At 37.2% G+C, this 15,169-nt stretch carries 13 protein-coding genes; all 13 read left to right on the top strand.

All coding sequences use genetic code 11. From position 1 onward, the window contains the following. A partial coding sequence (locus N8L33_RS01455) for an SspB-related isopeptide-forming adhesin (RefSeq protein ID WP_261058100.1) occupies nucleotides 1-1,185 on the top strand: 1,185 nt, incomplete at its 5' end. Between the two features lie 11 nt (nucleotides 1,186-1,196). Then, nucleotides 1,197-3,761 carry a G5 domain-containing protein gene (locus tag N8L33_RS01450; RefSeq protein ID WP_261043985.1) on the top strand — a complete coding sequence of 855 codons (2,565 nt, stop codon included), beginning with the start codon at nucleotides 1,197-1,199 and terminating at the stop codon, nucleotides 3,759-3,761. A gap of 87 nt (nucleotides 3,762-3,848) precedes the next feature. After that, nucleotides 3,849-4,268, top strand: coding sequence for a hypothetical protein (locus tag N8L33_RS01445; protein ID WP_261043987.1), 420 nt, complete (start codon nucleotides 3,849-3,851; stop codon nucleotides 4,266-4,268). Between the two features lie 82 nt (nucleotides 4,269-4,350). Continuing rightward, nucleotides 4,351-4,578, top strand: coding sequence for a hypothetical protein (locus N8L33_RS01440; protein ID WP_000402890.1), 228 nt, complete (start codon nucleotides 4,351-4,353; stop codon nucleotides 4,576-4,578). A 9-nt stretch (nucleotides 4,579-4,587) separates the two neighbouring features. Next, the gene (locus N8L33_RS01435; protein ID WP_261043989.1) at nucleotides 4,588-5,337 is read left to right on the top strand and encodes a conjugal transfer protein TrbL; all 750 of its coding nucleotides are present in this window, start codon (nucleotides 4,588-4,590) and stop codon (nucleotides 5,335-5,337) included. Nucleotides 5,338-5,393: 56 nt separating this feature from the next. Continuing rightward, nucleotides 5,394-5,768: an anion permease gene (locus N8L33_RS01430; protein ID WP_050292208.1), complete on the top strand. Its 375-nt coding sequence runs from the start codon at nucleotides 5,394-5,396 to the stop codon at nucleotides 5,766-5,768. Beyond that, nucleotides 5,710-8,073, top strand: a complete 2,364-nt coding sequence (locus N8L33_RS01425; RefSeq protein WP_261058099.1) for a VirB4-like conjugal transfer ATPase, CD1110 family — start codon at nucleotides 5,710-5,712, stop codon at nucleotides 8,071-8,073. The genes N8L33_RS01430 and N8L33_RS01425 overlap by 59 nt, the downstream gene beginning before the upstream one ends. Nucleotides 8,074-8,083: 10 nt before the next feature. Further along, nucleotides 8,084-10,957 carry a phage tail tip lysozyme gene (locus tag N8L33_RS01420; protein WP_261044007.1) on the top strand — a complete coding sequence of 958 codons (2,874 nt, stop codon included), beginning with the start codon at nucleotides 8,084-8,086 and terminating at the stop codon, nucleotides 10,955-10,957. Between the two features lie 12 nt (nucleotides 10,958-10,969). After that, nucleotides 10,970-11,650 carry a hypothetical protein gene (locus tag N8L33_RS01415; RefSeq protein ID WP_261044010.1) on the top strand — a complete coding sequence of 227 codons (681 nt, stop codon included), beginning with the start codon at nucleotides 10,970-10,972 and terminating at the stop codon, nucleotides 11,648-11,650. 10 nt (nucleotides 11,651-11,660) lie between these two features. Then, nucleotides 11,661-11,900, top strand: a complete 240-nt coding sequence (locus tag N8L33_RS01410; protein ID WP_261044012.1) for a hypothetical protein — start codon at nucleotides 11,661-11,663, stop codon at nucleotides 11,898-11,900. After that, a complete protein-coding gene (locus N8L33_RS01405) occupies nucleotides 11,893-12,774 on the top strand; it encodes a hypothetical protein (protein WP_261044014.1) in 882 nt (293 codons plus the stop codon). The genes N8L33_RS01410 and N8L33_RS01405 overlap by 8 nt, the downstream gene beginning before the upstream one ends. A 1-nt stretch (nucleotide 12,775) precedes the next feature. Further along, the gene (locus N8L33_RS01400) at nucleotides 12,776-13,324 is read left to right on the top strand and encodes a DUF3801 domain-containing protein (RefSeq protein ID WP_050256937.1); all 549 of its coding nucleotides are present in this window, start codon (nucleotides 12,776-12,778) and stop codon (nucleotides 13,322-13,324) included. Continuing rightward, nucleotides 13,321-15,156, top strand: coding sequence for a VirD4-like conjugal transfer protein, CD1115 family (locus N8L33_RS01395; RefSeq protein WP_261058098.1), 1,836 nt, complete (start codon nucleotides 13,321-13,323; stop codon nucleotides 15,154-15,156). The genes N8L33_RS01400 and N8L33_RS01395 overlap by 4 nt, the downstream gene beginning before the upstream one ends. The last annotated feature ends 13 nt before the right edge of the window (nucleotides 15,157-15,169 follow it).

Raw genomic sequence — 15,169 nt, 5'->3', positions numbered from 1 at the left:
AAACCTACCAAGAAGAATCTGAATAAAGCAGGTGTTAACATCGATGGGAAACAGGTCTTGGCAGGTTCTGTCAACTACTACAAGGTAACGGCAGATTATAGCCAATACAAGGGCATTGAAGCAGATAAAGACCGTATTGGTAAAGGGTTCTATATCGTTGATGATTACCCAGAAGAAGCTGTTACCATCAATCAAGACGGTGTACAAGTGACGGATTCTAAAGGGCAAGTAGTTAAAGGTTTGAAAATGGCTCTTTATGAGAGTCTAGATAAGGCACCATCAGGTGTACAAGAAGCCTTGAAGTCCAGCAATTTCACTCCGAAAGGAGCGATTCAAGTATTCGAGGCAGAGAATCCAGAGGAGTTCTACAAGACCTACGTGCAAACTGGAGAAGTTCTGACCATTACCAACCCAATGACTGTTAAGAAAGAATTGGGTCAAACAGGTGGTAAGTATGAGAATACAGCCTACCAAATTGATTTTGGGATGGCCTATGTAACTGAAACTGTAGTCAATAATGTTCCAAAGATTGAACCGAAGAAAGATGTAGTGATCGACCATTTAAGCAAGGAAAGTTTAGATGGAAAAGAGGTCAAGATGAATCAAATATTTAATTATAAACTAGTTGGTTCCTTGATTCCAAAAGATCGCTCAGAACAGTTGTTTGAGTATAAATTTAGCGATGATTACGATGAAACACATGATGATTATCAGAGTGTTTATCAAGTGTTTGCAGCTGTAGATTTTGAAACAAGTGATGGCCAAAAATTCAAAGCTGGTGATGAATTAACGAAGTTCACAAGTCAAGTAGTAGACAAGGCTAAAGGTAAAGTAGATATTAGCTTTGATGATACGTTCTTGAAGTCAATTTTAGAGACATCAGAGTTTCAAGCAGAAGTATATCTACAAATGACACGTATTCAAGCAGGAACAGTAGAAAATACATATCGTCATACGGTTAATGGTGTGGAAGTTGTATCTAATACAGTTGTGACTCATACTCCAGAAGAGGTAAAACCAGAACAACCAAAGAAAGAAGAACCGAAATCCGAGGAACCAAAAGAAGAAGTTTCAAAAGCGGAATTGCCTAATACTGGTATGAGTAGTTCCAACAATTTAGCTCTTCTTGGAATGGCTATGGGAACAATCGCTTTAGCTTTATCTATGCGAAAGAAAAAAGAATAGGTTAAAAATTTATGAAAAAATGGAAAAAGCGTTGTATCGTAATCTTAGGATTAACAGTTCTAGGATTTGCGAATTTAGTTGAAGTTGTTACACCGTTTGTAGAAACCACAAAGGTTTATGCACAGGAGAAAGGGGATGGATATAGTAACAGTTTAAAGTTTTCGGGTACAACAACAACTAGTAAATCACAAGTAACTTATCATGATCCGATGGACTTGATTCAAATTATTGATTTATCAGGGTCTTTGTCTGATTCTGAATTTGAAAGAGCTAATGGTGTTGCTGGTGGTCGTAAACAACAAATTAATGACATGATTTACGTTATTGAGAATAAGTTGACGGATGAAGACCATGTCATGTTGGCTTTTAATGGTACAAATACTGAGGATTCATATAAAATTGGTGATAGAGAAGGTTCTGATATAACACGTTTATTGACAAAGAAGGAAGCTATCGATTTATTAAAAGAGTTAAATTCGAACGAAGAAGTACATAGTATGTCATTGTCAAGCTCTTTAATTAGTTCATATGTTTCACCGTTGCTAGAATCAAAGAAATATTCTGTTTCAAAGAATTTTCCAATAGGAACAGGTTTTGAGGATGTGTATAAAGCTCAAACGAACAAAAATAAACAAGTTTCAGTTTTACAGTTTACAGATGATTGGTCTTCATATTATACTCATGAAAATATTGATACTAGTTTTGCAGATTGGGCAAAGTCGAATGCTAAAACTTTTATGACGGTTATTGATAGTAAAGATGGTAAAAATACAAACTCTTATGAACAACTTGTTAAAGCTGGACATCCGAATATCAAAGTCTTCACTAAGTTAGACACACCTAATCGTCAAGAAGATATTGCTAAATTATTTGAGTCAACAGCGCTAGTAGTTGTTAATAAAACTATTAAACAAAAAGGAACCGTCTCTATTAGTCCTGAAGCAGATTTGACATTAACATCAGCAGAACTAGTTTCTCCTAATGGTCAAAAAACTCCTCTAACTATCACCAATAATACCGTTTCTTGGTCAGGTGATTTGGATAATGGTTCCTATACTGTTAATTATACCTTTACTGGTACACCGTCTGTGGAACGTAGTATTCGCGGTTCTGTAACAGTAGATGGTAAAAAAGTCGATGAAAAAATCAATACTCTCAGACCTGAAAAAATTGCTTTTGAAACCAAATATGAAGAGGATCCATCGCTGGCTGCTGGTCAAGAGAAAGAAAAGCAAGCTGGTAGTGAAGGTTCACAATTGGTTTCTCTAAAAGATGGTAAGGTTATTTCAACTACTATTACAAAACCTAAAGTTGATCGCATTGTTCTTAGAGGAACTAAAGGATCAGACGTTGAGGTGAAAACAGAAGACATCCCTTTTAACACAACTTATACAGAGGATCCTGAGTTAGAAATTGGACAGACCAAAGTTCTAACTGAAGGTGCTGTAGGTCAAACAGAAATAACAAAGACTTATGTTACTCAATCAGGCAAACGTGTAGGGGATCCAACTGTCACAGAGAAAATCCTTAAAAAAGCCGTTGATAAAGTAATCGCAAAAGGTACAAAGGGGCAAGATGTAGATGTTGCAGAGTCTGATATAGCTTTTAAGACTGTTTATACAGAAGATCCTGAGTTAGAGTTTGGGCAGGAAAAAATTGTAACCGAAGGTGTTCTAGGAATTAAAAGAACTACTAAAACCTATGTAACTCAAAAAGGAGTTCGAACGAAAGATGAACCATCTATAAAAGAGGAAGTCCTCAAAGAAGCTGTTGATAAAGTAGTGGCTAGAGGAAGCAAATCAGCTGTTGCGACTAAGGAACTAGATTACAAAACAACATATGTTGAGGATAAAGAGTCAGAAGCAGGTAAAAAGACAGTTGTTACAAAAGGTAGCAAAGGTCATGAAACAACCACGATTACCTATAGTTTTAATTCTGAAACAGGAGAAGTAACCGCAAATGAACCAAAGGTTGAAAAAACTGAACCGATAGACGAAGTTATTTCTGTGGGAACAAAGCCTGTTGTCACAACTAAAGATTTGGATTATAAAACAAAATATGTTGAAGACAAAGAGTCAGAGGCAGGTAAGAAGACAGTTGTTACAAAAGGTAGCAAAGGTCATGAAACAACCAAGATTACCTATCGTTTTAATTCTGAAACAGGAGAAGTAACCGCAAATGAACCAAAGATTGAAAAAACTGAATCTGTAGACGAAGTTATTTCAGTAGGGACTAAGCCAAAAGTTGAAATTAGGGAAACAGAATTTAAAACTGAAAAACGAGAAAATAAAGATTTAAAGAAAGGTGAAGAAAAAATTATTCAAGCTGGTGTTAAAGGTAGAGAAACAATTACGACAACTTATTATCTTGACCCAGATACAGGAGAGGTAAAAGAAAACAAACCGAGTCTTGAAAAAGTAGATCCTGTAAATGAAATTATCGAAGTAGGAACCCAAGCTGAAAAAGTATTACCTAATACGGGAACTAGTTTATCCAATTTCTTGACTTTGACAGGAATCATTGGAATAGTATTAGGAATCTCTGTAATAATCTATAGGAAATTAAATAAAAAGTAGTAAAATATAATGTAAAAACAATATAAAAATATTGTTAAGGTTGTTGATTTATGCTATAATTACGGTAGATTGTGGAGGAGTAGAGTTATGAAATTAGGGAGTGATTTTTCCTGGTTATGGCTAGCTTTTATTAGGATTTTTACAGCTCCCTTTTATATCATTCTTTGGTGTATTAATGTTGTGAAATCTACTATTGGTATGTTTATTCTGTGGGTTATAGCTAAAATATGTATAACAATCGTATTGATTGGCGGAATGGCAATTATTCACCATCTATTCAATTTTCCAAGCGAAAACATAATTGATAGTATTTTTGGATGGTATACACCGCATATTTTAGGAATGTCCCATGATTCACTTATTAATGCTGGTCAAGTGGTTGATGCACCAAAAGGAGGAGGGTTATTTTTCCCATATCCGAATTTTGAAGTTCCAGTTATTATTGGTCTCAGTATTCTAGTAGCTACTGTTCGGACGATTTATCGTGAAGAATTTGATGAATTATAAAAATAGTATTGTGTTTGGCACTGTAGAAATCTCTGCAGTGCCTTTTATTAAAGAAAAAAGAAATTAAAAGAGGTAAAACAAAATGGAAATTATTACAAAAATTATTACTGGTCTAGGTGTAGTTGGAACAATCACAGGTCTTATCTGGATCTGGAATGGTGCAGTCGATTATATTCAAGGAAGAAAGAATAAAGATAAGCAAAGGCAAGATGATGGGTCTGATTCTATGATTAATGGTGCATTTTTAGCTGTTGCTTCTGCAGGGATTGCGGCCGCAGTCGTTGCATCACTGTCTCAGCTAAAATTTTAGGAGTAGCCTATGAATTTAGATATTAGAGAGCTGACAAGCTCTCTTTCTAGTTACAGCTCTGCGACAAACCAAGCTGTAAACATAATGGCTGATGCCGTTAGACCTATTGGGTATATCCTTTTAGGTCTTTTTTTCTGGTTTGAAATGGCATCGTGGTCACAAATGGTCAAGTCCAGAGGAGGTTCGCTAACCCAAAAGATCTGGTTAGAGGCCTTGATGAAGTACTTATTTGCTTTCATCATGATTTCTGCCTCATCTCAGATTTGTGATGCTATTCTGGAATTACTTAATATTATTGTAAAGGTAATTGCTCATGTAACACCTACTGTTAAAGCAACCATTGATTCTAATATTTCTGGTGGAAAAGGAATATTTGAAAAAACTATCATTACTTTAGTAGGGAAAGCTGTAAGTGGAGTAGCTAACATTATTTTAGGGATTATTGTTTTCTTACGTTACTTAGATTTGTATATGCTTAAAGCCCTAGCTCCATTATTAGTAGCGTTCTTTATGATGGATTCGTTGCGATCTGTTACGATTAACTTCTTGAAATACTTTGCAGCCTCGGCCCTTATTGGTGTCATCCTAATTATTGTTTCTGTTGTATACGATTCGATTGTGGCAACAGATCTTCTCAAGGTTACGACTGCAGACAATGGTACTTGGGGAACAGCCTTTGCGTCAATTGCCAAAGGAGTAATCTATATCTTTGTAATGGTTGGATCTAGTCGAAAAGCCAAGCAGCTTTTAGGAGTATAATCCATGTCTAGAGAAATTAGAATTGATAGATGTTATTTTTTATGAAAGGAAACTAATTGAAAAAAATTGGATCAGAATTTTTAAGAGAATTTGAAAACGAGGACAAGCCAATTCTATTTGGTCTAACTACTAGAATGCTTGTTCTATACGTGTGTTTGATAATAGCTGTCTCAGGGACAATTGCTATTTACTTCTTTGGTCTACCTGATTGGTACATCTATCTTTGGGATGCTCTATTTGTAGTTCCTGGAGGAATGTATGGTACGGGAATGACTAAGCGAATGCGGATTAAAGAAAAAATCAATTTCTTTTTCCGAATCCAACAAAGAACTTATGAGACAGAATTTGGAAAGGTAGGAATGTATACGAAAGATGAGTTTATTCAAAAGCAAAAGAGAAAAACTAGAAAAAGCAGAAAAGAAAAAAATTGATCGTTTGCGTCGTCAGATGAAACCTACGACGCAAAATACGATCAATTACACACATCTACATGAAGATGGATTAATGCACATTGCTCGTGAGAAGTATTCTCGTAGCTTTATGTTGGGAGATGCTTCTTACTCTACAGCTCAACAAGATGAAAAAGAGAGTATCATCGATACAACGATGGATGCTCTTAATTCACTGGATGAGGGTAGTAACTACCAGCTCCTAGTCATTAACCGTCGAGTATCGGATAACTCCTTGCAGAATATCTTGTTTGAAGAAACAAATGATGGTTTTGACGACTATCGTGAGGAGCTAAATGAGATGATTAAGGAGCGATTTACCACACATGCTAACAACTTCGAGGTACATAAGTATGTGACCATTTCAACGAATGCGGATGACCGAAAACAGGCTCAGTTGATCCTACAAGATATTGGAGTTTCCCTAGGAACTCAATTTCAGGAATCTGATATTACTTTCAGGGATATGAATGGTTTGGATCGTTTAAAAGTCTTTTCTGAGTTACTACGAGCTAACCCGTATGTCAATTTTGATTATAAAGAAATTGCTTTGACAGGTTTAGCCACTAAATCATTTATTGCGCCAAACAGGATTGAATTTCAAGAAAAACGCATGATTATAGATGATAGTTGGGTCAAGGTACTTTATGCGCACCGCTATCCAAACTGGATGTCTGATCGTCTTATTCGGGATTTAACAACACTAGGATTTGAACTAGCTATTACTATCCATGCAGAACCTTATGAGAATGTTGAAATCTTAGAGAAAATTGACGATGCAGAAACAAATGCTGAAATTGGGAAACTTCGTTCTAAACGTAAGGCCGCTCAATCTGGTATCTTTGATGATGCGGTTGTGGCTGGTCGTGACCAAGAAATCTCAGAAGCTACCAAGAAGTGGCGAGACGAGATTACTGAGTATGATCAGAAAATCTTTTCTGGTTTGATTGCAGTGTATTTTAAGGCAGAGAGCCAAGAGGAACTACAACGTAACGAACAGAAGATTAAGCGTGCTGGACGTAAATTAGGGGTAGAGTTTGAAGATCTTTATTATTATCAAGAAGAGGCTTTGAATACGATTCTACCTATCGGGGAGTGCTTCTTGAATGTGAAGAAGAATTTTATGAGAAAGATGACGACAGCTAATATTGCTACGCAAGTTCCTTTTACCAACGTGGACTTGAAGTCTGAAAGCTCACTCGCTCGCTACTATGGTCAAAATCAGTTATCAAACAATATCATTACACTAGATCGAAAGCGTGATTTGAACACGGGTTCAGGTGTTGTACTTGGCTCCTCTGGTTCTGGTAAATCTACAACAATAAAGGGTGGAGAAGTTATTCCAACTTTACTGAAATATCCAGAAGACCGAGTTATCATCGTGGATCCCGAAGATGAATATTCTGATATTGGCCGTGCTTTCGGTGCTCAGATGGTGGATATTTCGATTGGTTCTAAAACACATATCAATCTTTTGGATCTACCAGATCTGGATCGTTTGGATGATGAGGATGACGATCCAATAGGGGATAAAGCAAACTTGTTGATGGGATTGTTTGAATCGATTCTATCTGAGGTAACAGATGCCCAGATTGGGATTATTGACCGCGTAACAGGAATGACTTATGAGCGTTATTTAACAGATCATTATACTCCAACTTTAAAAGAGTGGCACCAGGTCTTAAAAGAACAACCTGAACCCGAAGCACAAGACTTAGCTTTAGCGGTAGAGACCTATACAACTGGTTCTCAGGATATTTTTGCTCACAATACCAACGTGGATCTCAATCATCGCTTTGTTATCTTTAATCTGAAGAAGTTGTCTCATAAGTTGAAGCCGTTTGCTTTAATGGTTATTCAGGATTATATCTGGAATCAAATTGTAGAGAATCAAGGGAAATGTACTACATGGGTTTACTTTGATGAAATGCAGATTCTATTTAAAAATAAGGCTCAAGCAGACTTCTTTACTACGTTGTATTCACGGATTCGGAAATATGGTGCGATTCCAACAGGAATCACCCAGAACGTAGAAACGCTAGCTGCTGTTGAAGAAGGTCGGAAATTGCTCTCAAATAGTGAGTTTATGATTTTACTCAAACAAAAACCCCAAGATTTGGCTATCCTAAAAGAGATTGTCAATCTGACTGATAAACAGATTCGCTACTTAGCACGGCCAAAAGCTAAAGGTACTGGCTTAATCGTAGCTGGGCCAGTTGTGGTGCCATTTGAAAATCCAATACCAAAGAATACTAAGTTGTATAACTTAGTCGCAACAGACGCTTAGGAGTCTCACTATGGATCAGGAGAAAGGCAGACCAAAAACAATCGGTCATAGGTTAGATCGAAAGCTAGAAAAAGTTCGTAAGAATTACCGAACGGTTCAACAAGATAGCGCAAAACAACTTACGAAGTTACAATCTCAGACCAACTCTAAACGTCAGTTGGTAAAGAAGAGTCGAAGCCAATTTCGAGCTTCTAAGAACAAGCTCAAGAAAATACAAAAAGAGTATAAGAGAATCCAAAAAGAGTACAAGAATATCCAGAAACAAGGAAGAAATCTTGGAAAAGAAGGAAAGGCACTTCGTCCAGAGGAAATTAAAAAGCAGGTCTTCCTTAAGCAGGGATTAGATAGGAACAATAAAAAGCAGATCTTCCTTAAGCAGAAATTAGATAGGAACAATAAAAAGCAGGTCTTCCTTAAGCAGGAATTAGATAGGAACAATAAAAAGCAGACATTCCTTAAGCAGGAATTAGATAAGGCGAAACTGGAGAAAAAAACTTCTAAAAGAACTTTTAAAGTCGCTCAAGAGGCTAATGGTGGTTCACGCAAGAAGAAGTTTCTTCGTGTGGCAAAACAATCTGTAGAACGAGTTGCTAATCAACAGGCTAGCTCTGTTGCTCATCAGGATGATACACTGTCAGATATAGCACGAGCTAAATATCGGTATCAGGATATTCAGATTCAAGGGAAACGGATCAAAACGATTGGGAAGTATAGCGGTAAACTTGGCCAAGGAATGGTTAAATCGAGCTATAGCCTTGGAAATAGAGCCTATAATAAGGCTAAAGGAAGAGGTTTCAATCGAACTCCAAGAGAATTTTCTTGGGAAGGAAAACTCTCTCGTCGTATTCAGGCCTATAAAAAACACTTAGCTACTTCTAAAACAGGGAAAGTTGCTAAGAAAGCGAGGAAGTTCTACCGTGTAGGTTCTAAACCGCTTCAAGCTATTATCAAAAATCCATTTAGCCTAAAGGCTTATTTGATTGCTTTCGGTTTGCTTTTGTTTCTGGCTATACTTGGTATCGGTAGTTCAGGAATTACCCGTCAAGATGAATTTGATATGAATGATACCTGGTTGTATCTTTCAAAATTGGATCGTGAAAAATCGAATGACAAGGTAGATTATTGGACAAAAATTGATGATCCGCTTTTGTACTTGAATTATAAGTATGATGATATTTCAGATAAGCTTCGTATAGACGGGAATAAATATTTTTCACAACAGAATCGTGGGAAACTTTACTTAGATACCTTATGGAAGAATTTAAATGGGGATAAAGACAATCTTAAAACGATGGAAGAGCTTTATACCAAAAATAATCTCTATAAGCTTGATAAGGACGAGTTAGAGGAGTATAAACAACTCTTAGAAATTGCTAGAGATAGTGGAAAATATATGTTGCTTCAAGAACTAGATAATCCATTTTATACAGAAGACCAACCTGAATCGCAAGCACCACTTCAGATTATTGAGCGTTTTGGATATAAAACGAAGACGGAAGTTTTTAATGGATCTGTTTTGCAGGCTTCAGGAGGTCAGTCTCTGTTAGCTGTTTTAGATGGGAAAGTTGAAGTTAAGGGGAGTGACATAGAAATTAGTGATCAGGATTCAAAGTTTCTGTATAAGAACGTAGATACGATTCGCTATAAAACAGGTGATCACGTCAAAGCTGGAGATATTATTGGAAAGGTAGCACCTGAAGGAAATCAAACTGTTTATTATCAAAAGCTAGAACATGATCGTGCAAATAAGAAAGATAAAGATGGGAATATCAAGAAGAGCTGGACTTATGTCAATGTCGGTTTTTACTTCCAGCGTGTAGAATATACCCAAGCAACGTCTGTTGTCAGTAATATTGAAACATCTGGAGATAAAGGAAGACGTGCAAGAGCTTTTGCGGATGCAATCAAAAAAAATATACCAGAAGCAACAGATGAAGGAATCGCAGCCGTTTTGGGAGGATTTGATATTGAGAGTTCCATCACCTTTAAACGCTATGAAACAGACTTTCTAACCAATAATCAGTTTGATAAAGTTGCTAAAGAACCAACTGCAGAAAATCTAGTTGGTAATTGGGGAGCCTTTCAAGCTATGTACCCTACCTTGCCTCTAAATGAAAGAGGTTATCTAGTCAACGGTTTGCACTATATAGGAATTGGGATTGGTCAATTTACTGGCCCTCGTGCTCTTGCGTTGTGGAATTTTGCAAAATCTGTGAATGGAGATATTTGGTCTGCGGAAGTCCAAACAAAATTTCTTCTGGAGGAAGATGATCCAACTAGACGTGCAGCATTCAGAAGAATTGTAACATCTACTGGATCCGTAGAAGCTCTTACGGAGGACTTCTTGAACGCTTGGTTGGGAGTACCAGGTAATAAGCTTCTAGAACGACAAAATGCAGCTCGTCAATGGCTAAATTTCTTAAAAAATAAAGGAGGAGGTTCAACAGGTGTTTCTAGCAAGCAAGTTCCAGCAGAATATAAAGATAAGCTACCTTATGGACTTCCTACGGATAAAGCACTTTTAGAAGGACAAGGCTATTCAGGTAACGCTTATGAATTAGGGAATTGTACCTGGTATGTTTATAATCGCTTTGCTCAAATTGGAGTTGGCATTTATCCCTATCTAGGAAATGCCAATCAGTGGGTTGATAGTGGCCAAGCGCAAGGATATGACATTTCAACGACTCCTAAACCAGGTTCTGCAGCTGTATTCATGAATGGTGTAGCTGGAGCATCGCCAATCTATGGTCACGTTGCTTTTTGTGAGTACGTTAATAGCGATGGTAGCTTCTTAGTTTCAGAAATGAATTTTGGTGGTTTATATGTATCAAGTTGGCGTACCTTGAAACCACAATCAGGTATCTATTTTGTTACCCCTAAATAAGAAAGGAAAAGAATGTATAATCAAAAGTTAATCAAAATGGTAAAGGGACTCTTTATGGGATTCATTGCCGTTTTATGTATTGTATTGGGTTATTCTATTGCTCAAGTACAACAGAATTTGAGACAGACTAGTCAAAGACAGGAAGAGGTGAAGCAAGATAAAGAAGAGAAACAGCAGGAACAACTTTCTCTTTCTGAGCAACAGGTTGAAGATTTTTTGATTGCTTACTATACGAAGAAGGATTTAGAAGAGAATAGACCACGCTATAAGCCTTTTATGACAGATTCCATGTATCAGGAAACTATTCAAGAAGAACAGAAACCAGTTAATCAGACCTATAAGGGGTATGTGGTTGACCAAGCTTTTGAATCAGGATCTATATACATTGATAAACAACATAAAATTGCTTTAGCTCAGGTTCAATATACTAGTACCACCTTAACAGAGAAAGACAATAGGGCTTCTAAGGGGCTCACTGGTAGCACTAAGGCGACAATTCGGTTGACCTACGTAGAAAAAGCAGGGAAACTATTGATCAATAAAATAGAGCCCATCGTATTGACTGAAGCGAGAGGACAAAGTATAGGAACTTATACAGATACTAGCAGTTCAAGCTCGACTCCAGTTTCCTCTACATCAACGGCAACACCTACATCTTCTGAACCAACAACCGCAACTAGTAGTAATCAATAAGGAGAACGGAATGAGTAAAAAAATAGAACAACTTGAAGGTAAGCTTGAAAAAGTTAGGAAAGATAAGGAAAAAGCGCAACGACAAAAAGAAGAAGCAGATGAAAAAATCAAGAATTACATAGCACAAGAAAAAGATTTTGAAGCACAACTTTTCGTCGCTATATCAGAAGAGAGTGGCTTATCCTATCAGGAAATGAAGGAACTCATTCTTCCAGCACAATCAAGTAACCAAGGAGTGAATCATGTATAAAATTATTAATCAATTGACTAATCAAGAGGAAACATTTGAGCACCGAGATGATTTGTTTTCAAAGTTAGAAATCATCAACGAGAGAATGAAGAGTAATAGAATAACCGGAACCTATCGGCTTTATTCTCTTAATTCTGAAGGTGAAATCTTACAAGAAGAAAGTCTTGACATACCTTTTATTGGAATCATTGATCAGTTGCTGGAAAATTTTGGTACGAGTGTTGGGAAGAAAAAGAGAGGTTTGCTTCATTTTTTAGAAAAACATAAAGAAAATACCTCCTTACTAGCCGAACGAGAATCCCAATCTCAACCAGAACCTGAACTAGAAGAACTAACGGTAAAGAGAGAGGCGAATATGGCTCGTCAAATAATTGCTGAGCTAGTTTCTCAGAAGCCTCAAGATGAGGTTGGAGAGGAAGTACCTTTGGAAGATAAAAATGCCCATTCTTCCAGTGAATGGACTACAGAAGACTTCAGTAGGTTGGATAAAAAAGAGGAAGAACTAGTAGAAGCTTCACAAGATATGCCTACACAAGAAGTAGTTTCTATTGTTGAAAAATCAACGCAGGAAGAGAAAATACCTCTTTCTGTTAAAGAAGATAAGGGTAATGTTGAGCCTTCCTTCTCCCTTTCTCATGTGACTTCAGTAAATTTACCTTCAGAGGTTATTGATAGCTTTGAGGCTCAGACGGTTACTTATAAGCAATCTATTAAACATAAAATTCAGTCTAATGAAGAGTTTATTAAGGAAGCAAACGAGGAAATTAATGAGTGCCAAAACAAAATCAATGAGTTGCGACAACAGATTCTTGCCAAAGAGAAACAAGCTAGTCAACTGAAGGATCTTTATTATAAAATTGAAGAGGTGAGCTAAAATGGAACAAGAACAAGTGGTAGCCCAATTAGGACGGGCAACTCTTGTGACAGGAGAAATCATCTTAAAAGGACTCTTCCTGGTGAGCTCTAAGGCAGTTGAAATGTATCAGGCCAGAGGGGAAAATGTCCTCTTTACTGGTGAGACAGACTGGAATAAATTCATGGCAACGGCAGATACGAAAGAAGTCCAGCAATTACTACATAATGAAGTCAATCTCGAGGCAGTTCGAAAAGAACTTGGCCAATACGGGATTGGCTTTTCTTTTTATACACACCCTGATGGTAAGACAACTCTTGCTTTCAATGCAAAAGATAAAGGAGTTGTCGAACAGGCCTTTAAGGATGTCCTAGAAGGCATCACAAGAGATCCTAAAGGATTCAATGAGCGAAATCTTAAAAATGGGAAAACGACTTCTTTTGAGGAGAAATTGCAACATTTCAAAGCAGTGGAACAAGAGAAAATTTCTTCCCTCCAGGTAAACATTCATACGAAGGAGTTTGTTCTTCCAGAAAATATCGAACCACAGATTGGAGGAAAAATGAAGTGATTACAGAAAAGAAGAAACGGAGACTTAGACCGTATTTGTTGTTAGGAATTGGTCTATTCTACCTCTTTCATTGGTTCTTTAAACTATGGCTGTTGGCACCAGATACTGATTCAGTAACAGATGTATTTGGATTTGGAAAGCTTAACTGGATGAGCGATCATCTGAACGATAAGTCTTGGTTCGATTTTCAATTTACTCCAGCTTCTTTATTAATTGGTATGGGCGGATTTTTGATTGCTTTTCTGCTGTATTTGAGAGTATCGGATACAGGGACTTACCGTTATGGAGAAGAACATGGATCAGCTCGTTTTGCGACAAGAGAAGAGTTGATGAGATTCCGAGACGAAGAACCTGAAAAGAATATGATTTTTACCCAGAACAGTCAGATGGGACTATTTAATAACCGCTTGAGGTTTGAAAATCAAATCAATAAAAATGTCTTGGTATATGGAGGTACGGGTGACTGGAAGACACGAAGTTTTGTAAAGCCGAATTTATTACAAGGGAACACTAGCTTTGTGACAACGGATACCAAAGGGATTTTGATTCATGAAGCAGGAAAATCACTGGTAGAAAAAGGATATAAGATGAAGATTTTCGATCTGATTACTTTCTTGAATTCAGATGGCTTCAACGTTTTTAGATATGTTCATAATGAAATGGATATAGACCGGGTAGCTGAAGCAATCACGGAATCTCTGAATAGAAATGGTCATGAAAGTGATCCTTTCTGGCCAGCAGCTAATAAACTCCTCATGCGTTCTCTAATTGGCTATCTTTATTTTGATGGTCAGCTCGATCACTATCTACCTAATTTAGGGCAGGTCACAGATATGATTCGAGAATTGAGAAGGAATCATCCAGAAGCGGAGAGTCCGGTTGAATTGATGTTTGAAGATCTGGAGAGAAGGAGACCAGGGAATTATGCCTGCAGGCAGTGGGATTTATTCAATAAAAACTTTGATGGTCAGACACGAGTTTCTGTTTATGCCATTTTTGCGACAACTTTCTCAGTATTTGATCATGAGCAACTAAGAAAGATTATTGAAAAGGATACGCTGGAGATTGAAAAATGGAACATTGAGAAAACAGCAGTTTTTATTCATATTCCAGAAGTAGATCCAGCATATCAGTTTTTGTCAGCCCTTCTTTTTAGTACCATTTTTGATGTCTTGATAAAGACTGCAGATGTAATCCTGTTAGGTGAGCATCCAACAAAGTCTAAAAAGGATTTACTGCATGTTCAGATAGAGGCGGATGAGTTTGGACAGATTGGCAAGATTCCTAATCTGCCCCCTATTATATCTGTTATTCGGTCTCGAGAAATCTCTATTAAAATGATGGTTCAATCTCAAAGTCAGATTGAAGTATTATACGGTAAAGAGAACACGAAAACGATTATCAATAACTGTGGGGCTATTCTTTATCTGGGAACAAATGATCCAGATACTTTGAAAGCTTTATCTGAGAGATCTGGTAAGCAGACTTTGAATGATCAGAACTATAGCGAGAGCAGGGGAAGAAATGCCAGCAGCTCTAAGCAAAACTCCAAAATTGGTCGAGAACTGTTGACACCGCATGAGGTGGCTACGATTGGAACAACAGAAGCCCTACTCTTCCTATCCAAACAAAATGTCTTTCGAGATCAAAAATTTAACCTGGATACGCATCCAAGAGCCAATCTCCTAAGCAATGGCCCAAATGATGATAATTGGTATCGATACAAGCGCTATCTGAGTGATATTGATGAGTGGAAAGACCAGGTTGGGGAAGAAAATGTTATTCATATTGGGATTAAGGAAGTTGAGGAAGTTCCTCTTAAAGTCAGTTAGGAAAGAAAGGAAA

This window comes from Streptococcus mitis, assembly GCF_946188695.1.
Taxonomy (GTDB): Bacteria; Bacillota; Bacilli; order Lactobacillales; family Streptococcaceae; genus Streptococcus; species Streptococcus mitis_DF.
The sequence above is the reverse complement of the archived record's forward strand: the minus strand, read 5'-3'. Positions and strand labels throughout refer to the sequence as shown.

Bases quoted from the DNA above. Each gene is read 5' to 3' on its own strand.
- N8L33_RS01435 (WP_261043989.1), top strand. From the start codon at position 4,588: ATGAATTTAGATATTAGAGAGCTGACAAGCTCTCTTTCTAGTTACAGC.
- N8L33_RS01445 (WP_261043987.1), top strand. From the start codon at position 3,849: ATGAAATTAGGGAGTGATTTTTCCTGGTTATGGCTAGCTTTTATTAGG.
- N8L33_RS01410 (WP_261044012.1), top strand. From the start codon at position 11,661: ATGAGTAAAAAAATAGAACAACTTGAAGGTAAGCTTGAAAAAGTTAGG.
- N8L33_RS01450 (WP_261043985.1), top strand. From the start codon at position 1,197: ATGAAAAAATGGAAAAAGCGTTGTATCGTAATCTTAGGATTAACAGTT.
- N8L33_RS01420 (WP_261044007.1), top strand. From the start codon at position 8,084: ATGGATCAGGAGAAAGGCAGACCAAAAACAATCGGTCATAGGTTAGAT.
- N8L33_RS01405 (WP_261044014.1), top strand. From the start codon at position 11,893: ATGTATAAAATTATTAATCAATTGACTAATCAAGAGGAAACATTTGAG.
- N8L33_RS01440 (WP_000402890.1), top strand. From the start codon at position 4,351: ATGGAAATTATTACAAAAATTATTACTGGTCTAGGTGTAGTTGGAACA.
- N8L33_RS01400 (WP_050256937.1), top strand. From the start codon at position 12,776: ATGGAACAAGAACAAGTGGTAGCCCAATTAGGACGGGCAACTCTTGTG.
- N8L33_RS01425 (WP_261058099.1), top strand. From the start codon at position 5,710: ATGAGTTTATTCAAAAGCAAAAGAGAAAAACTAGAAAAAGCAGAAAAG.
- N8L33_RS01415 (WP_261044010.1), top strand. From the start codon at position 10,970: ATGTATAATCAAAAGTTAATCAAAATGGTAAAGGGACTCTTTATGGGA.